This is a genomic window from Flexivirga meconopsidis (assembly GCF_026162425.1).
GTDB classification, from domain to species: domain Bacteria; phylum Actinomycetota; class Actinomycetes; order Actinomycetales; family Dermatophilaceae; genus Flexivirga; species Flexivirga meconopsidis.
Genome location: NZ_JAOBQJ010000001.1, coordinates 224,959 through 243,477 on the forward strand (window position 1 = coordinate 224,959; position 18,519 = coordinate 243,477).

17 protein-coding genes and 1 tRNA gene are annotated in these 18,519 nt (G+C 68.8%); 4 read left to right on the top strand and 14 right to left on the bottom strand.

Going from position 1 to position 18,519, the window contains the following annotated elements; translation table 11 throughout:
- Position 1: 1 nt before the first annotated feature.
- The 7 genes from N2M23_RS01120 to N2M23_RS01150 are packed head-to-tail and all read right to left on the bottom strand — an operon-like array spanning position 2 to position 6,392.
- Positions 2–793 carry an inositol monophosphatase family protein gene (locus N2M23_RS01120; protein WP_265442666.1) on the bottom strand — a complete coding sequence of 264 codons (792 nt, stop codon included), beginning with the start codon at positions 791–793 and terminating at the stop codon, positions 2–4.
- Entirely contained in the window at positions 793–1,476 is a 684-nt protein-coding gene (locus N2M23_RS01125; RefSeq protein WP_265442668.1) for a glycerophosphodiester phosphodiesterase, read from the bottom strand. The genes N2M23_RS01120 and N2M23_RS01125 overlap by 1 nt, the downstream gene beginning before the upstream one ends.
- Positions 1,473–2,516 (bottom strand): ABC transporter ATP-binding protein, encoded by a 1,044-nt coding sequence (locus N2M23_RS01130; protein ID WP_265442670.1) that lies wholly within the window; start codon positions 2,514–2,516, stop codon positions 1,473–1,475. Before N2M23_RS01130 ends, N2M23_RS01125 begins: the two co-directional genes overlap by 4 nt.
- Entirely contained in the window at positions 2,513–3,343 is an 831-nt protein-coding gene (locus tag N2M23_RS01135; RefSeq protein WP_265442671.1) for an ABC transporter permease, read from the bottom strand. Before N2M23_RS01135 ends, N2M23_RS01130 begins: the two co-directional genes overlap by 4 nt.
- Positions 3,340–4,230 carry an ABC transporter permease gene (locus N2M23_RS01140; protein ID WP_265442673.1) on the bottom strand — a complete coding sequence of 297 codons (891 nt, stop codon included), beginning with the start codon at positions 4,228–4,230 and terminating at the stop codon, positions 3,340–3,342. The genes N2M23_RS01135 and N2M23_RS01140 overlap by 4 nt, the downstream gene beginning before the upstream one ends.
- Positions 4,227–5,357 carry an extracellular solute-binding protein gene (locus N2M23_RS01145; protein WP_265442674.1) on the bottom strand — a complete coding sequence of 377 codons (1,131 nt, stop codon included), beginning with the start codon at positions 5,355–5,357 and terminating at the stop codon, positions 4,227–4,229. Before N2M23_RS01145 ends, N2M23_RS01140 begins: the two co-directional genes overlap by 4 nt.
- A 36-nt stretch (positions 5,358–5,393) precedes the next feature.
- Complete coding sequence (locus N2M23_RS01150) at positions 5,394–6,392, bottom strand: carbohydrate kinase family protein (protein WP_265442675.1); 999 nt, start codon at positions 6,390–6,392, stop codon at positions 5,394–5,396.
- Positions 6,393–6,547: 155 nt separating this feature from the next.
- Between N2M23_RS01150 and N2M23_RS01155 the strand changes: the two genes are divergently transcribed.
- On the top strand, positions 6,548–7,348 hold the full coding sequence (locus N2M23_RS01155) for a DeoR/GlpR family DNA-binding transcription regulator (RefSeq protein WP_265442677.1): 801 nt from the start codon (positions 6,548–6,550) through the stop codon (positions 7,346–7,348).
- Positions 7,345–8,658, top strand: a complete 1,314-nt coding sequence (locus N2M23_RS01160; RefSeq protein ID WP_265442679.1) for a family 4 glycosyl hydrolase — start codon at positions 7,345–7,347, stop codon at positions 8,656–8,658. Before N2M23_RS01155 ends, N2M23_RS01160 begins: the two co-directional genes overlap by 4 nt.
- A gap of 25 nt (positions 8,659–8,683) precedes the next feature.
- Here the strand turns inward: N2M23_RS01160 and pknB are convergent, their stop codons facing one another.
- The 7 genes from pknB to N2M23_RS01195 are packed head-to-tail and all read right to left on the bottom strand — an operon-like array spanning position 8,684 to position 17,388.
- Positions 8,684–10,600 carry a Stk1 family PASTA domain-containing Ser/Thr kinase gene (gene pknB / locus N2M23_RS01165; RefSeq protein ID WP_265442681.1) on the bottom strand — a complete coding sequence of 639 codons (1,917 nt, stop codon included), beginning with the start codon at positions 10,598–10,600 and terminating at the stop codon, positions 8,684–8,686.
- Positions 10,597–11,862, bottom strand: a complete 1,266-nt coding sequence (locus N2M23_RS01170) for a protein kinase domain-containing protein (protein ID WP_265442682.1) — start codon at positions 11,860–11,862, stop codon at positions 10,597–10,599. Before N2M23_RS01170 ends, pknB begins: the two co-directional genes overlap by 4 nt.
- On the bottom strand, positions 11,859–13,313 hold the full coding sequence (locus N2M23_RS01175; RefSeq protein WP_265442683.1) for a peptidoglycan D,D-transpeptidase FtsI family protein: 1,455 nt from the start codon (positions 13,311–13,313) through the stop codon (positions 11,859–11,861). Before N2M23_RS01175 ends, N2M23_RS01170 begins: the two co-directional genes overlap by 4 nt.
- Positions 13,314–13,338: 25 nt before the next feature.
- Positions 13,339–14,700, bottom strand: a complete 1,362-nt coding sequence (locus N2M23_RS01180; RefSeq protein ID WP_265442684.1) for an FtsW/RodA/SpoVE family cell cycle protein — start codon at positions 14,698–14,700, stop codon at positions 13,339–13,341.
- A complete protein-coding gene (locus tag N2M23_RS01185; protein WP_265442685.1) occupies positions 14,701–15,981 on the bottom strand; it encodes a PP2C family protein-serine/threonine phosphatase in 1,281 nt (426 codons plus the stop codon). It lies immediately after the preceding gene.
- Between the two features lie 7 nt (positions 15,982–15,988).
- Complete coding sequence (locus N2M23_RS01190; protein WP_265442687.1) at positions 15,989–16,465, bottom strand: FHA domain-containing protein FhaB/FipA; 477 nt, start codon at positions 16,463–16,465, stop codon at positions 15,989–15,991.
- On the bottom strand, positions 16,462–17,388 hold the full coding sequence (locus N2M23_RS01195) for an FhaA domain-containing protein (protein ID WP_265442688.1): 927 nt from the start codon (positions 17,386–17,388) through the stop codon (positions 16,462–16,464). Before N2M23_RS01195 ends, N2M23_RS01190 begins: the two co-directional genes overlap by 4 nt.
- A gap of 213 nt (positions 17,389–17,601) precedes the next feature.
- Between N2M23_RS01195 and N2M23_RS01200 the strand changes: the two genes are divergently transcribed.
- A tRNA-Leu gene (locus tag N2M23_RS01200) sits at positions 17,602–17,684 on the top strand.
- Between the two features lie 162 nt (positions 17,685–17,846).
- Entirely contained in the window at positions 17,847–18,506 is a 660-nt protein-coding gene (locus N2M23_RS01205) for a GNAT family N-acetyltransferase (protein WP_265442689.1), read from the top strand.
- Positions 18,507–18,519: the final 13 nt, after the last annotated feature.

Consider the following 18,519-nt stretch of genomic DNA (forward strand, 5'->3'; position numbering starts at 1 on the left):
CTCAGCCGCGCTTCGCCGCCGCCGCTGCGGCGAGTGCGGCGATGCGTGGGGCGACCGCCGGCCACGCCGCGTAGAACGGCCGTCCGACCTGCGGCTCACCGCCGGCGAAATCACGCACCACCAGCCCGGATTCGCGCGCGATGACGGTGGCTCCCAGCGTGTCCACCGGTGAGTAACTGCCGTTGAGGAAGGCGCAGCCGCGACCGGCCGCCGTCGCGGCGAGCGACAGCGCCGAGGAGCCCATGATGCGCACGGTCGCGAAGTCGTCGGACAGTGCGGCGAGCGTCTCGACCATGCCCGGCCACGGCACGTGGTTCAGCCACTCGGTGAAGACCACGCCACCGGCGAGCTGCACGTGGGCCGGCTCGGTCACCGGCCGCTCGTCGATCCATGATCCCGATCCCCGTGCGGCACTGAAGACTTCGCGGCGCCACGGGTCGGCAATGACGCCGAGCAGCGGTCCGGACAGGTCCTGGCAGCCGACACTCACCGAGCACCATGGCACCCCGGACGCGAAGTTGGTGGTGCCGTCGATCGGGTCGATCAGCCAGGTAAACCCGCTGCTGCCCGAAGTGTCCTGCAACTCCTCGCCGGCAACGGCATCCTCGGGGAATTGCTCGCCGAGCGCGAGTCTGATCTGCAACTCGGCCGCGCGATCCACCTCGGTCACCAGATCGGCCGCGTCGTGCTTCTCGTCCACAAGTCCCGGTGGCGACCGGCGGACCAGGTCGGCTGCGTCGCGTGCGATCGCGCGCGCGGCCTTCAGGCGCTGCGGTAATTGGGCCGAATCCATCAGGGCACCAACGTCTTTCGGAGCAGGGAGATGTCGTTGCTGATGATCGCGTCGACTCCTAGGCTCGCAAGGCGGTGCATGTCGTCGGGATCGTCGACGGTGTAGCAGCACACCCCGTGACCGCCACTGTGCAACTGATCCACCGCGGCGTCGTCCAGCAGGTCGTGCTGCTGATTGACCCATTGCGGCCGGCAGGCGGCGAGCAGGTCAGCACCCGGAAGGTCGGGCGACTCCCAGCTCAGCGCGATCGGGATCCGCGGCAACCGGTCACGAGCGAGCGTGAGGCCGTCGGGATCGCCGGTGAGCACGACTGCGGACTGGTCCTGCTGCAGGAAGTCGCAGCACACCCGTGCGATGCGGCTGTCCGGCAGGTCGATCATCAGGGTGCGGCCGGCGTCGCGCACGACCTCGAGCACCTCACCCAGCAGCGGCACTCCGTCGTCGGTGCCGCCGTCCAGTGCCTTCTCGAGCTGCGGCCAATTTCCTTCTGCGACGGCTAGTTTCACACCCCAGAGCCGCTCGAACGTCGGGTCGTGCACCACGACGAGCCGGCCGTCCGCCGTCACGTGGGTGTCGATCTCGACCCAGTCCGCGCCGCGGTCGATCGCGGCGCGGATCGACCGGAGGGTGTTCTCTCGTGCCACGGTTGGCGCGCCGCGGTGGGCGACGGTGATGATGCTCATGCGGGAGCGAGCGGATAGCCGACCGCGCGGCTTGCCGAAACCATGACCGTGGGCGGGGTCGCGGTGGCCGCGCCCGTGAATGCCCGCAACTCGACGCCCCCGACACCGAGCACGACCTCGCGGTAATGCCCGAGCGGGACCTGGCGGATCACGGTCGCGGGTGTGCCGTCCGGATCGTCGAGCCGCACGTCTTCCGGGCGTATGGCGAGACGCACGCGACCGGTCGCCCCCGAGCTGGACATCGGCTCCACAGGTCCGGTGACCGGCAGCAGCGTGCCATCGTCCAGTTTCGCGCTCCCCGGAGTCAGCGTGCAGTCGAGCAGGTTCATCGTGCCGACAAACCTCGCGACGAATTCGGTTGCCGGGTGGCGGTATACGGCGTCCGCGGTGTCGAACTGCTCGATGCGGCCGGCATTCATCACTGCGATGCGATCAGCCAGAGCCAAAGCCTCCTCCTGGTCGTGCGTGACGAAGACCATCGTGGTGCCGGTGCGCTGCTGGAGCGCGCGGATCTGCTCGCGCACGCGCACCCGAAGTTTCGCGTCCAGGTTGGACAGTGGTTCGTCGAGCAGGAGCACGCTCGGCTCGAGCACGAGCGCCCGAGCCAGGGCGGTGCGTTGTTGCTCGCCGCCCGAGATCGCGACCGGCTTGCTGTCGGCCCGGTGCGAAAGGCCCACGGTCTCCAGCAGGTGCGCGACCCGGGTGGCCACCTCACGCTTGGTCATACCGCGCAGGCGCAGTCCGTAGCCGACGTTCTGCGCGACCGTCATGTGGGGCCAGAGCGCGTAGTTCTGGAAGACCATTGCGGTCGGTCGATGCTCCGGCGGGGTCGCGGTGTGATCCTCGTCGTCGATCACGATGCGGCCCGAATCCGGGGTCAGGAAGCCGCCGATCATCCGCAACGTCGTGGTCTTGCCGCAGCCCGACGCGCCCAGCAGACAGACGAGTTCACCGGCCGCGACGTCCAGCGACAGGTCGGAGACGACCCGGTTGCCGCCGAGTTCTTTGGTGATGTTGTGCAGCTGGAGGGTGGTGGTCATCGGATCGTGAATCCTTGCGCAATGGTGCCGCCGAGCACGCGGCGCCGCACGAGGGACAGCAGGAGCACCGACGGGATCGACAACATGATGGAGAAGACGGCGGCCACCTGATCGGGATAGTTGCCGATGAGCGAGTACATCTGGACCGGCATCGTGACGATGTCCGGTGATCCGACGAGGAAGGTGCCTTGCGCCTCGTCGAACGCGGCGAGGAAGGACAGGATCACCGCGACCAGGATCGACGGCGCCGCGAGCGGCAGCGTCACGGTGAAGAACGTCCGGAGTGCCCCGGCGCCCGCGTCCCTGGCGGCCTCCTCCAGGCTCGGTGGTATGGCGGCGAACGCGGCAGCCGGGATCCAGGTCATGAAGACGATGGTGCCGATCAGCTGGACGATCACGACGCCCGCCATACGGTCCATCAGGTTGAGCGAATAGAACAGACTCGCCATCGTGATGAAGAGCCCGAAGCGTGGGAAGGCGTTGGTCGCGAAGATCGTCATCAGGACCAGTTGACGGCCCGGAAACCGATAGCGCGCAATGGCATACGCCGCCGGGAGACAGACGATCATCGCGAGGACGGTGACGATCGGGGTGATGATCAGGCTCAGCCGGATCGACGAGGTCAAGCCGGGGGTGTCCCACACCTGCGACCACCAGCGCAGCGACCACTGCGACGGCAGCAGGTGGGGGTAGGTCCACGACCCGGCGAATGCGCGCAGCGCCAGCCAGAGCAGCGGTGCCAGCACGAAGACCAGGACGGCGATGCCGAAGACCGCGGAGGCGAATCGTCCGGCCGCGCCCGGCCGACCGCCGGCGCCGGCGGTCACGCCACACCCCGCGCGGCGCGTCGGTTGGCCCAGACGTACGGCACCGACGCGAACGCGGCGAGCACGAAGACGAACACCGACATGACCTCCGCCTGTTGCGGCCGGTTGAGCGCACTGTAGGTGCCTTCCATCAGCGGGCCGAGCAGGTTGGGCGCTGTCGGGCCGACGATGAAAGGCAGCGTGAAGCTGCCGAGAACCGAGATGACGGTGAAGGTCATCGCGATGATCGTGGGAATCGTGTTGAGCGGCAACAGGACCGACCAGAAGCGCTGCCACCGGCTCGCACCGACATCGCGAGCGGCGTCGAGCAGGTTCTGCGGCACGCCCTGCACCCCGGAGGTGATCATCAGCACCGCGAAGGGCAGGTTCGTCCACAGCTGGCCGATGATGATGCCGGTCACCGTGTAGGCGAACACCGGCGGCTCGGACCAGCCGAGCGCGTGCAGCACGGTGCGGAACAGCCCGGCGGAGCCGTAACAGGACAGGATCGCGTTGGCGCCGATCACGACCGGGATGAACATCGGCAGCACCGACACACCGGCAACCAGCCTGGCCCACCGGCCGGCACGGAAGCGCAACTGCAGGGCGATCAGCCACGCGAGACCGACCACCAGCACGGTTGACACGACCGTCACCAGCACGGTCGCCCGGACGCTGCGCCAGAAGAGCGAGTCACCGAAGACGTCACGGTAGGCACCGATCCCCCACCCGGTGCTCTGATGCTGGGCGATCAGCGAGATTGTGTCGTTGAAGCCGCCGGTGTAGCCGAGCGTGTAGAGCACCCCGAAGGCGATCGGCAGCCCGATGAAGACCGCGATGACCGCCAATGGCGGTGAGACCAAAAGGAATCCGCGGGTTCGCTCGCTCAGTCGTCGGCGTCCGGTCACGGGACCTGCTTTTGCCATTCGGCAGTCATATCGGTGACGGCGGCTGCGGTGTAGAACAACCGCAGCTTGCTGGTGTTGAGGCCGTTGAACTTGCTCTGGTCGGACTCCGGCAGCTTCGACAGGGGTATGGCGGGGTAGCCCGACAACGTCGTCGCGATCGTTGACTGCTGTGCCGGCTCCAGGATCCAGTTGAGCAGCTGCAGGGCAGCCTTCTGGTGGCTGGAGTTCTTCACCACCGCAAGGCTCGAATTGCCGCCTGGCAGTTCGGGATTGCTCACCGAGACCGCCTTGATGTTCTTACCCAGCGTGCCGTTTGCACTGTTGGACAGGAACATGTCCGACCAGGTCGGAGTCATCGCAATGGTCCCGTTGGCCAGCAGGTTGAGCGCTGCCTGATTGCTGTTCGGATAGGTCTTCTGATAGATCGACGGGGTCAACGACTTCAGCTCGGCAAACCCGGGCGCCCACTTCTTCTCCACCGCCGGGTCGGCTGCCTTGGTGAGTGCGACGGTGTCGGCCTGGTCGAGTTTGGAGTCGAGCACCGCCTGCACGAAGCCTTGTCCGGCGCCGCCGCTGCTCGGGCTGTTGTAGGTGAAACCGCCCTTGTGCGCCTTGCTCCATGCAATGACGTCGGCGAGCGTCTTCGGCGCCGGCCTGACCTTCTTGCTGTCGTAGGCGATCACTACCGACGACCCGCGATAGGGCATCTGACCCTTGCCCTGGATCGACGCCTTGTCGACCGCGCCGAGGTTGGGGATGTTGCCCGTATTCACCGGCGTCAGCAGCCCGGCCGAGTCGGCATCGGGCAGGAAACCGGCGTCGACGATGACGTCCATCGGCGGGGTGCGTCCCGCCTTCACCGCGGCAGACAGCTTCGCCAGTTGGGTGGTGTCGGCCGAAGCGTCGGCACTGCTGAATTTCAGCGTGATGTTGGGGTGTGCCTTCTGGTAGGCCGGGATGAGGGTCCCGGTCCAGAGCTTCTGCACATTGACGTCGCTGTCGGTGAAAACAGTCAACGTCTGTTTCGCGTCGGCCGACTCCGCCTTGGAGCCGGACGAGCCGCATGCAGCGAGCGGGAGCACAGCCACGCAAAGCACGGCGCACACCGCGAGTCGGGTCGTCTTCATGGTCGATTCCTTTGCGGTCGTGAAGGTTTCGGTTTCTCAGCCGTATGACGGGGGTCGCTGGTCGAGTGCGGCGTCGAGTCGGTGCAGCGCGGTCGAGCCGGATCGCCGGCACCAGGTGCGGACATCCGCCAACGTGGGCGCGCTCGCTGCCCCGCCAAGTCCGCGCACCGACAGCGCCGCACACACCTGGGCGAAGCGCAGCGCGGATTCGACTGGTAGACCGAGGAGTTCGGCATACATCAGGCCACTGGTGAAGACGTCACCGGCACCGGTCGCATCCACTGCCGGGACGGACTCGCCGGGCAGCGTCAGGGGCGGGTCGCCGGCGGCGGACGCGGAGTGCACGCCGCCTCTCCCGCAGGTCACCACGACCCGCTCGACATGCTCGGTCAGCGTCATCGCCGCAGTCGGCACGTCCTCACATCCGGAGTAGGCGAGCGCCTCAATCTCGTTGAGCACCAACACGTCGACGTCTGCCAGCCGGTGCAGCACCTGACCCGACCAGTCGTGCCGCTCGTCATACCCGACCCCGGCGTAGACGCGCGCACCGGCAGCGCGTTGCGCCAGGAACCAGTCGCCACCACCGGGCTGCAGGCTGACGAAACAGGCGCTCGCCTGTGGCAGCCGGTCGACCAAGTCGCCCACCGGCACCGGGTCGAGCTGTCCGTGGCTGACCATCGCGCGGTCGGCGCCGTCGCCGAAGGCCGCGGTCACCGGCGTGGTCACGGTGGGCAGCGCCGGCACCCGGACGTCGAGTCGTTCCTGGTCGCGCAGCGTGCGCAGCACGAATTCGCCGGCGGGGTCGTCACCGACGGGCGCGATCAGGCAGGTGCGGGCACCGAGGCGTGCGGCTGCGACCGCGTTGTTGGCGATGCCCCCGACGGACAGCACCGAACGATCGGCCCAGGTCTCGGTCCCCGGTGCGGGCGCGCCCGATATCCCGGAGAAGATCACGTCGAGGAAGACGGTGCCGACGAGCAGCACGTCGATCCGATCGGCGGGGTCGATCGCGGGTGCTGCGGGCACGCTGCTCACGATTGGTAACCGTGGCACGGGTGAGCGAAGTTGGCAACGGTTGCGCGAAGTTGGTCGAAACGTGTTCACGTCGCCGCCACGTGATCGTTGACCGGGCCGATATCGCCACCGTCGGCGGGTGGACCATGCGCGGTTTTGCGCATATGGTCCGGTCTGTGGATGAGCCGGAGACCCACACCACACCCTCTACCCGGATGATCGCCCGCCAGCGGGACGACCGGATCTTGGCGGTGTTGCGCAGCGACGGCAGCGTCTCGGCACAGCAACTCGCCGGCATGCTGCACGTCAGCCCCTCCACGATCCGCCGCGACCTGGGACGGCTGGCCGACGAGGGCCGGCTGCACCGGGTGCACGGCGGCGCCTACGTGCAGTCGGTCGACACCCCGGACGGTGAGCGGGCCTTCGCCGACGTCGCGCTGGATCGGGCCGACGACAAGGAGGCGGTCGCCACCGCAGCCGTCGAGCTCGTGCACGACGGCGATGTCGTCTACTTGGACATCGGCACCACGACCATGCGCGTCGCGCGCCGGCTGCGCGAGCGCGACGTGCTGGTCGTCACCAGCAGCCTCGCCGTGCTCGACCAGCTACGGACCGGGAGCGCGGAGGTGCTGCTGCTCGGCGGCAGCCTGCGGCGCAACTTCGAGTCGTTCGTCGGACCGTTGACCACGGACGCCCTGCGCGCGGTGCGCCCGGACGTGACCTTCCTGTCCTGCACCGGTGTGCGGCCCGACGGTGCGGTGCTCGACGACATCTCGGCCGAGGCGGCGATCAAACGCGGCGCCGCCGAATTCGCCCAGGCGCTAGTCCTGCTCGCGACCGATGCGAAGTTTCCCGGGATCGGCACCTTCAAGGTCACCGACCTGACCGAGGTCGACACGGTCATCACCACTGCCGCATCGGACCCGGCAACCCTCGACCGGTGCCGGGATGCCGGCGGAGAGGTGATCACGGTATGAAGCTGACCGTCCTCGGCGGCGGGGGTTTCCGCGTGCCGCAGGTCTATCGGGCGCTGCTCGACGACCCCGAGCACCTCATCGACGAAATCGTGCTGCACGACAACGACCAAGGACGCCTCGACGTGATCGAGCAGGTCCTCGCCGGAGAGGCGGCGTCTGCTCCCGGTGCGGCGGTGCGCGTGAGAGCCACCGACGATCTCGAAACCGCGCTGCAGGCAACCGATTTCGTCTTCTCCGCGATTCGCGTCGGTGGCCTGCAGGGTCGAGTCGCCGACGAACGATCAGCACTCGACCTTGGCGTCCTCGGACAGGAAACCACCGGTCCGGGCGGGATCGGCTACGCCGTGCGGACCCTCCCGGTCGCGTGGCATATCGCCAACACCGTTGCGGCCGTGGCGCCTTCGGCATACGTCATCAACTTCACCAACCCGGCCGGCATCATCACCGAGGGAATGCAGCAGATCCTCGGCGACCGGGTCGTCGGCATCTGTGACACCCCGAGCGGCCTCGGCACCCGTCTCGCCACCCTGTATGACGTGAGCCCCGGCGAGGTGCGTCTGGACTATGTCGGGCTCAATCACCTCGGCTGGCTGCGGCATGCCTGGACCGGTGGCCGCGATCTGGTCGCCGAGGTGTTGCGGGACGAGGGTCGGCTGTTGCAGCTGGAGGAGGGACAGCTTTTCGGCGCCGACTTCCTTCGTGGGCTCGGAATGCTGCCGAACGAATACCTTTACTACTACTACCGAAACCGCGAGGCAGTCGCCGCCCTGGAGAGTGCGGCGCAAACCCGCGGCGAATACCTGTTGCAGCAGCAGACCGACTTCTACCGCGCGGCTGCGGGAGCCGACCCGGCGGCGGCTCTCGCCCTCTGGCGCCGGGCGCGGGCCGACCGCGAGACGACCTACATGAGTGAGGCTCGCGAGGCCGACAAGGAGCGACCGGACACCGCCGGCGGAGGATACGAAGGGGTCGCGCTGGAGGTGATGCGTTGCCTCGCCACCGGCCGCGCTCGCACCATGATCCTCAACGTTCGCAACGGATCCACGCTGCCCCAGCTGCCGCCCGATGCGGTGATCGAGGTGCCGGCCCTGGTCGACGGGGGCGGCGTGCGGCCGTTCGCGACGGCCCCGCCGCCGACCGCCGCGCTGGGTCTGATGACCCAGCTCAAGGGCGTCGAGCAGCAGGTCATTGCCGCGGTCGCGGCCGGCGACGCGCACGAGCTCGCTGCCGCACTCGCACAGCACCCACTGGTCGGCTCGGTCGCAGTCGCCGAGCAGTTGGCCAGCGGCTACCTGCTCGCTGCTCCCTGAGGCGCGGGCGCCGGCAGCCGTGCGCTCACTGCGCGTTGCCGTCGCCGCTCCCGCTGGCCGACGGCGACGGCGATGGCGAGGACGGCTTCGACGACGACGTGGGGCTCGGCTTGCTGCTCGGCGTCGACTTCGTCGGCGAGGGAGAGTTCGGCTGCGTCGGCGTCGTCGGTTCGGTGGTCGGCGTCTGGGTGACCGTCGCGGTGACGGTCGGCGCGGCATACGCACCGATGCGCAAGTCGACGGTGGAGTTGAGGTCGACCTCCGAGCCGGCGTTCGGTGACGCGCTGAGCACCTTGCCCACCTGGCTTTGATCGCTGACCGGCACGCTCTGGGTGCGGTAGCGCAGGTGTGCGTCGGACAGCGCGCTCTGCGCGTCGCCGGCGGTCATGCCGACGATTCCGTCGGGCACGTGCACCTTCCCGCTGCTGAGGTTGAGCGAGACGGTCTGGCTCGGATCGGTCTGGGTGCCGGTGCTCGGGTTGGTCGAGGTGACCTGGCCCTTCTCGTACTGGGTGTCGGCGACCGCGGAGTTGCCGACGCTGACGTTCAGGAAGCCGGCCTGTTTGAGCGCGTCACGTGCCTCCTGCTCGGTCTTGCCGGCCACGTTCGGCACCGCGACGAGCCCGGGACCGTCGCTGACGTTGAGCACGATCTGGGTGCTCGCTTCGGTCTCGGTGCCGCCGGACGGGTCGGTGCTTGCGACATACCCCTTGGTCACGTCGCTGCTCTTGACCAGGTTGACCTTCACGTTGCTGAATCCGGCCTGGTTGAGCGTGCGTTCGGCCGATGCCTGCGGCTGCTGCACCACGCTCGGCACCCGGATCGTCTTGGTGTCGTTGCCGCTGCCGTTCATCACCAGGTAGCCGATGCCGAGGATGGCGAGCAGTGCGACGGCTGCGGCCACGATCCACAGGCCAGTATGACGCCGCGTTGGCCGGTCGTGGTCGTCGATCTCGCGGGTGTAGTCGCGTCGGCGCGGTGGCGGCGCTTCGGCCGCGGGCGGGGTGCGCCGCATCATCGAGGTTGCCCCGGTGCCGGCTCCGGCGCCGACGAGCAACGCCTGAGTCGGTGCGCTGAGCGGAGCGCCGGTGCGGGCGGCCTGCAGGTCGGAGCGGAAGTCGGCGGCGCTCTGGTAGCGGTCGTCGCGCTTCTTCTCCAGCGAGCGCAGCGCGACCGCGTCCATCGACCCCGGCACCGACGGCTCGTAGAACGACGGCGGCTTCGGCGGGTCGGTGATGTGCTGGTAGACCAGCGACACCGGCTCGCCGACGAACGGCGTGCGGCCGGTGAGCAATTCGAAGAAGACGCAGCCGGCGGAGTAGAGGTCGGAACGGGCATCGACGGTCTCGCCCTGCGCCTGCTCCGGCGACAGGTAACGGGCGGTGCCGACCACCGCCTGCGCGGAGGTCATCGTGGCGCCGGTGTCGGCGAGCGCGCGAGCGATGCCGAAGTCCATCACCTTGACGCTGCCGCCCTTGGTCAGCATCACGTTGGCCGGTTTGATGTCGCGGTGCACGATGCCCTTGTCGTGCGAATACTCCAGCGCGGACAAGATGCCCATCGTGACGCGTGCCGCCTCGTCCGGGGAGAGCTTGCCCTCCTCGTTGAGGATCTCGCGCAGTGTCTGCCCGTCGACGTACTCCATCACGATGTAGGGCACGTCGACGGTCGCGCCGCCGGTCTCGGTGAAGGTCTCCTCGCCGGAGTCGTAGACCGCGACGATCGAGTGGTGTGACAGGCCGGCGGCCGACTGCGCCTCGCGGCGGAAGCGGGTCAGGAACGAGGAGTCCCGTGCGAGGTCGACCCGCAGCATCTTGATCGCGACCGTGCGGCCGAGCCGGGTGTCGTGCCCGAGATGGACCTCCGCCATACCGCCGCGGCCGATGAGTTCACCGACTTCGTAGCGGCCACCGAGGATGCGGGGGGAATCGGTCTGGGTCACGAGGATGCCTGCGGGGTGTAGGTCACCAGGGGTGAGTTGAACGGGCCGGTGTTGGGCGGGCTCGGCACCTTGCTGCCGCCGCCGGAGGTGGCGATCATCACGCCGATGATGATGCCGATCACGACCACAAGGGCGAGTATGCCGAGGCCGATCGCGAGCGGCGACAACCGACGCGAGCCGGTGGACTTTTCGCCGGCCGCCGCCTTGCCCGTGGACCCGGTGGTCTGGTGCGGACCGGACGCACCCGGCAGCCGGTGGCCGCCGGATGACGCGCCGCTTGGCTGCGGGCCGGACTGCGGACCCGACTGGCCGGTCGACTGCGGTCCGGAGGGGTGTCCGGTCTGGGGGCCGGACGGGGGCCCCGACTGCGGGCCGGACGGGCCACCGGGCGCGCTCGCGGGCGTGGGTCGCGGCGGTGCGGCATACGGGTTGTAGCCGAGTTGCTGGCTGTCCGAGACCGCCTGGCGCAGTGCCCGGCCGTACTCCTGGGCGGAGTCGGGGCGCAGCGCCGGGTCCTTCTCGAGCCCCACGTGCACGACCGCGCGCACCGGGGGCGGGATCTCGGACGGCAGCGGCGGGGGTGTGTCGTTGACGTGCTGCAGCGCGAGCGCGACCGCGCTGTCGGCGTTGAACGGCCTTCTACCGCCGAGCATTTCGTAGGTGACGACGGCGAGTGAGTAGACGTCGGTGAGCGCGGTGGTGTCCTTGCCCATCGCGGCTTCCGGCGCGAGGTACTGCGCGGTGCCCATGACCTCACCGGTCTTGGTCATCGCGGCCGAGCCGACCGCGCGGGCGATGCCGAAGTCGGTCAGCTTCACCACGCCGTCGGGCGTGACGAGCATGTTGGCCGGCTTCACGTCGCGGTGGATGAGCCCGGCGCGGTGCGCGGCGTGCAGCGCGGCCGCGGCCTGGCCGATGAGCCCGACGGTGTCGGCGGCGGAGATCGGGCCGCGTTCGGCGAGGATCTTCGACAGCGGCTTGCCCGGGACGTACTCCATGACGAGGAACGCCAGGTTGCCGTCCTCGCCGTAGTCGTAGACCTGGGCGATGTTGCCGTGCGCGAGAGCCGCGGACAGCCGCGCCTCGTTGCGGAACCGCTCGGTGAAGCCCTCCTCGTCGGTCAGCCCCTCCTTGAGCAGTTTGATCGCGACCGTGCGGCCGAGGATCTCGTCCCGCGCCTGCCAGACCTCACCCATGCCGCCGGCCGCGATGCGGTCGGTCAGCCGGTAGCGGCCCCCCATCAGATCACCGGCAGAGCTCATTTCCCGATCACCGCTTCCATCACCTGCTTGGCGATCGGTGCTGCCACCAGACCGCCGGTTGCTTCCTGCCCGACCGTTCCGCCGTTCTCGACCAGCACCGCGACCGCGACCTTCGGGTTGTCCGCCGGTGCGAAACCGGTGAACCACACGTCGGCGTTGGTGCCCGATCCGTGTTCGGCCGTGCCTGTCTTACCCGCCACCTTGATGCCCGGGATCGCCGCGCCGGTTCCCGTGCCGTCCGAAACCACCGACTGCATCATCGTGTTCAGCTGGCTCGCGGTGTCGCTCGAGATCGGCGTGGAGAACGTCTTGGGGTCGGTGGTCTGGATGACGTCGAGGTTCTTGTCCCGCACCGATTGCACGAGGTATGGCGACATCTCCTTGCCGCCGTTGGCGACCGCCGCGCTGACCATCGCGATCTGCATCGGGGTGGCGCGCACGTCGAACTGGCCGATGGCGGACTGCGCCAGTTGCGCCTTGCCGAGGTCCTTCGGGAAGACGCTCGGGGTCACGGTCATCGGGATGTCCAGCGACCTACCGAAGCCGAACTTGGTCGCCATACTGCGCACGGCGTCCTGGCCGAGGTCCATGCCGAGTTGGGCGTAGGCGGTGTTGCAGCTGATCGTGAGGGCGCGGGACAGGCTGACCTTGTCGCCGGGGCCGCAGTTGCCCGGGAAGTCGTTGGGCAGGTAGCTGTTGGTGCCGGGCAGCCGCAGCGAGGCCGGGCCGGGCAGCGTCGAGTCGGGCGTGTACTTGCCCGACTCGAGCGCGGCGGCGGTGTCGATGATCTTGAACGTCGAACCCGGCGGGTACAGGTTGCCGTTGATGGCTCGGTTGAGCAGCGGCTGCGCCGGGTCCTTCGACAGTCGGGTGAAGGCCGACTGCACCTCGTTGAGGTCATGGCTGGCCAGCAGGTTCGGGTCGTAGGTCGGGCTGGTCGCCATCGCCAGGATCGCGCCGGTCTTCGGGTCGAGTGCGACGATCGCGCCACGCTGGCCCTTCAGGGCGTTGGTCGCCGCCTGCTGCGCCTTGGCGTTGAGGGTGAGCTGCACGCTGGCGCCTTGCGCCGATTTGCCGGTGACGATGTCGACGAGGCGCCGGTAGAAGAGCTTGTCCGAGCTGCCGGACAGGAAGTCGTTGTATTCGCGTTCGACCGCACTGCTGCCGTAGGTGAAGGAGTAGTAGCCGGTCGCCGCGGCATACATCGGGCCCTGCGGGTACTTGCGCAGCCACTTGAGCTGGTCGTCGGTCGGGGACGAGTAGGCGACGGCGTTGCCGCCGACCAGGATCGACCCGCGCTCCTTGCTGTATGACGCGAGCAGCGTGCGCCGGTTGCCGGGTTTGTTGTCGAGCGAACGCGCCTGGGCGAACTGGATGATCGTCGCCGCGACCAGCAGCGAGCAGAACATCGCGGCCACGACGAGGCCGAGTCGGCGGATGGGTGCGTTCATCGGGGGAGAACCTTCGTGCGGTGATTCATCTGATCTTCACCACTTGGGTGTCGTCGGTGGACAGCCGCTCCGGGCGTTCGGGGTCACTGGGCTGGCGGGCCTGGTTGCTGATGCGTAAGAGCAGGGCGACGATCACCCAGTTGGCCAGCAGTGACGAACCGCCCGCGGACAGGAAGGGCGTGGTCAGGCCGGTGAGCGGGATCACCCGGGTCACACCGCCGACGACCACGAAGACCTGCAGTGCGATCGAGAAGGCCAGGCCGGTCGCGAGCAGCTTGCCGAACCCGTCGCGGCAGGCGATGCCGGCGCGCAGTCCGCGCTCGACGATCAGCCCGTAGAGCACGAGGATCGCGAACAGTCCGACCAGCCCGAGCTCCTCGCCGAAGGACGGGATGATGAAGTCGGAGTTGGCGAAGTAGGTCAGCTCGGGGTGGCCCTGGCCGAGGCCGGTGCCGAACATGCCGCCTGCCGCCATACCCATCAGGCCCTTGGCGATTTGGTCGGACTTGCCCGGCTGGAACGGGTCGAACCAGAGCGAGACCCGCTCCTGGAAGTGCGCGAAGAGCAGGTAGGCCAGGTAGGACCCGGCGAGGAACAGGCCGATGCCGATGATGATCCACGAGCGGCGCTCGGTGGCGACGTAGAGCATGCCGACGAAGAGGCCGAAGAACAGCAGCGACGTCCCGAGGTCGGACTCGAAGACCAGCACACCGAGCGAGGCGAGCCAGGCGATCATGATCGGACCCATGTCGCGAGCGCGCGGCAGCGGCAGGCCGAGCACTCGCCGGCCGACCAGCGAGAGCGCGTCGCGGGTCTGCACCAGGTAGCTGGCGAAGAAGATCGTGATCAGGATCTTGGCGATCTCGCTGGGCTGAAACGAGAACCCGCCGAGGCCGATCCACACGCGAGAACCGTTGATGTTCTTACCGATCAGCGGCAGCAGTGGTGTCAGCAGCAGCACGAAACCGGCCAGGCCGAAGATGAAGGTGTAGCGCCGCAGCCGTCGATGGTCCGGCACTACGAAGAGCAGTGCCACCGCCGCGATCACCCCGACGGCGGTCCACATCAATTGCTTCGGCGCGGCGTTGGGACCGCCGGGCGTCAGGTCGATGCGGTGGATCATCACCAGGCCGAGACCGTTGAGCAGCGTCACGATCGGCAGCAACACCGGGTCGGCGTATGGCGCCTTCCACCGCAACACCAGGTGGAAGGCAAAGGCCACGATCGCGAAGCCGCCACCGAGGGTCACCAGGTCGACCGGCAGCGAATCATCAATCGCCAGACCGACGTTGGCGTAGGCGATCAGCACGATCGCGACGGCAACGATGAGCAGGACCAGCTCGGTGTTGCGTCGTGTCTTGGGTGGGGCCTCGTCGACGGTGCTCACTCAGCAACTGCTCCCGTCGAGTTGCAGCTGGCAGGCGACCATGTCGGAGCGGAGGTTCTCCACGATGCCGATCGCGGCCTCGCGGCTGCCGGCGGTCATGGTCTTGGAGGCGACCTTGCTGCGGTCGTAGCTGGGCAGGTCGGCGACCCAGATGTCGGTCTCGGTGTCGGCCGAGTGCAGTCTGATCGGGCCGAGGTTCTGCGAAATGCCTTGGTAGATCGTGACTTTGCCGTTGTGCTGGGCGATGTAGTACTGCCGCTGCGTTGCGCCATACCCGAGCACGCCGGCGACGGCGAGCACCGCCACGATCAGGAGTGCGAGCAGGCCCCGGCGCAGCCACTTGAAGCGACCGCGACCGCCTTCCTCGGCGAGCACCGGCGCTGCAGGGCCGTCGTCGCCGTCGTCCGCTGCGGTGCCTGCGGGTGCGTTGGCCTCCCGGCGCAACGCGGCCGCCTTCTCGGCGGGGGTGCGCGGCTGCGACTCCTCGGCGTCGGGCACGACGTGATGCGCCGCCGCCGCGCCGACCACCTGCGGTGAGGTCGACGCCGGGGACTTTTCGTCGACCACCTCGGCGACGATCACCGTGACGTTGTCGCGGGTGGCCGCCTTGAGCGCGATCGCGATCAGCCGGTCGGCGATCTCACCGGGGGTGCCGTCGCCGGTGAGGATGTCCTCGATGGTGCCGGCCGCGACGTAGTCGGGCAGGCCGTCGGAGCAGAGGAGGTAGCGGTCGCCGACCTTCGCCTCGCGCAGCGACAGGTCGGGCTCGTCCTCCTCGCGGCCGGTGAGCACGCGGGTGACCAGTGACCGCTGCGGGTGGTGCTCGGCCTCTTCGGGGGTGATCCGGCCGTCGTCGAGCAAAGCCTGGACGAAGCTGTGGTCCTTGGTGATCTGGGTGAAGACGCCGTCGCGCACCAGGTAGGCGCGCGAGTCGCCGATGTTGGCCATCGCCAGCATGCTGCCGCTGCGTAGGAAGGCGATCAGCGTGGTGCCCATGCCCTCCAGGTCGGGCTCGTGGTCCATCTCCTCGCGCAACCGGGCGTTGGCGTGGTCGACGGCGGAGCTGAGCCGCCGCAAGGCCTCGTCGGATCCGTAGGACTCGCCGTCCAGCCCGACGAGTTCGGCGACGACGGTGGAGCTGGCCATGTCGCCGGCGGCGTGGCCGCCCATGCCGTCGGCGAGCACGAGCAGGTCGGGGCCTGCGTAGCCGGAGTCCTCGTTGCGGCTCTTGCTGCCGAGCCCGAGGTCCGAGCGTGCCGCGTAGCGCAGCGAGATCGTCATCGGGGTGTCACTTCCTGACCTCGAGCACGGTCTGCCCGATGCGGATGCGGCTGCCTTCGCCGATCGGGACGCGCTCGCCGATGCGCTCGCCCCCGACATACGTGCCGTTGGTGGAGCCGAGGTCGTCGACCAGCCACTGGTCGCCGTCGCGGTAGATGCGGGCGTGGCGGCCGCTGGCGAAGTCGTCGGACAGCACCAGCGTGCACTCGGGGTTGCGGCCGATCAGCACGCCGCCGTCGGTGAGCGGGACACTGCTGCCGCGCATCGAGCCCTCGGTGATCGCCAGATGAGTCGGGCCGCGCCGGATCGCGCGCGGCTGACGCACGGGCGGTGGTGTCGGGGTGTTGCCGCGGCGGTCGGCCGCGCGGGTGACGACCCGGGTGCCGTAGATGTCGCCGCGCAGCACGCCCACGATGCTGAAGATGAACGCCCAGAGCAGCGCCAGCAATCCGAGTCGGATCGCCGTCATGGTCAGTTCGCTCACCGGCTGCCGCCTTCGTGGACGATCATCTTCGTCCGGCCGACCGTCAACCGGTCGCCCTCGTGCAGGTGGGTGCTTCCGACCGGGTCGCCGTTGACGTAGGTGCCGTTGGTCGAGCCGAGGTCGCGGATGCTGAGGATCTGGTGCGGGCCGTCGTAGGTCAGCCGAATCTCGCTGTGCCGCCTGGAGATGCCCGGGTCGTCGAGCACGATGTCCACGTCGTCGTCGCGCCCGATCACCGTGATGGCACCGATCAGCGGGTAACGGTCGCCGTCGATCTCCAGCCACGGCCGCTGCTTCAGCCTGCGCGGCGCGGCGGGCGACGGGCGGTAGTCCTCGCGCTCCGGCTTTACTGCGTTGTATGCCGGGCCGGTGTCCGAAGTCTCGACGTAGTGGCGGCTGGCGTCGCCGGTCTCGGCGCGGTCGGAGACAGGGCTGGGTGGCTGCTGGGGGAACGGTCGTCCACCCGGCTCGCGACCGGAGGGCACGCGTGGGTCGTCGTAGTCGCGGGCGGGCGGCATACGGCGCGGAACGGCGCCCGACTTCACCTGGCGGGCCGTTGAGGGGCGCAGCCGGAAGACGCCGGTCTCCAGCGAGTCGTCCTCGCTGAACTGCACGCTCACCGGCCCGCCCGGCTGGTAGCGCTGGCTCTCGGCGTGCTCGGCGGCCGTCGCGATCAGGTCATCGGCCAGCTCGGCCTCGTGTGTGCCGACGAGCGCCTCGAAGTCGGTGGTGGACAGCTCAATGGTGAACAGGTTGGGCACGATCAGCCGCTTGCCCTTGCCCGCGCTCGCCGCCCGGTCGTCCATCGCGCGGCGCATCGCGCTCGCGATCTCCACCGGCTGTACCTCCGAGCGGAACGCGCGCGCGAAGGCGCCGTTGACACCGCGCTCGAGCCGTCGCTCCAGCTTGTCGAAGATGCCCACGTGTCGCCTCCCTGCGGTGTGCTCGAAATGTCGTCGGTGGCCGGGTGTCTGCCGAGGGGCAGTCCACCGCCCGGTCATCGTAACTGCGCCGTGTGTGACGTCCCGGCATACGCGCCCGGCTCCGTGCAATGAGTTGCGCGTCGTCGGCTCATCGTGCCCGCCGTCGCCCGATTGGCGTTTGGCGGCCAGACAAGGCACACTGGTCCGGCACTCGCGCGAGTGGCGGAACGGCAGACGCGCTGGCTTCAGGTGCCAGTGTCCGAAAGGGCGTGGGGGTTCAAATCCCCCCTCGCGCACGCGATGCCCGAACTCCCCGGATCCCAATTGTGGGCCGGGGAGTTCGTCGTATCTCGGCAGGTGATCGCCCGCGCGGTTCACATCGCGCCGGATAGCCCGCGATCTGGACCGCGCGGAGCCGGATTCGGCTGTCGGCCCGCCGTGGGTCCTACGGTGGCCGGATGCTGACAATTGACCCGCGCACCAGCGAGGCGGTGTCGGCATACGTTGCCGGATGGGCGGTCTCCCGGGGGGCGCCGAGGCCGACCCCGGTCGCGCTCGGCTGGCATGTGGCGACCGGGCAGGCGCACGAGTCCGAGCGATATGTGCCGGTGCGCGGGAGCGTCGATGACGTCCGCGGCATCGCAGACGGGCTCCGGACACCGCTCGCCTGCCTCAAATTCGCCGGGCGGTATGACGACTGGCGGCCGCATTTCGGCACCGAGTGGGAGGACAACCCGATCGGCTGGTTCATGACATGCGAGCTTGGCGACGCGTCGCGAGTCGACGTGACCGACAAGGTGCTTGTCCGGCGCACGGGCGCGCTCATCACGGCCGAGATCCGGGGCGACGACGATGTGATTGCAACGGGCAGAACGGGTTTGGTCGGCGACTGGTGCGTGCCGGATCGCATTCGGACCGTCGAGGCCCATCGCCGTCGCGGGTTCGGCCGCGCGATCATGGACGCTCTGCTGACCGCGGCGTACGACTGCGGTGTCCGTCACGCAGTGCTCGACGCGTCGCAGGACGGACGGGCGCTCTACGCCGCGACCGGTTGGACGACCCTGGCGCCACAGTTCGGGCTGACGCGTTCCGGGCGCCATGCGGATCGTGCGGGATAACGCACGATGTGTT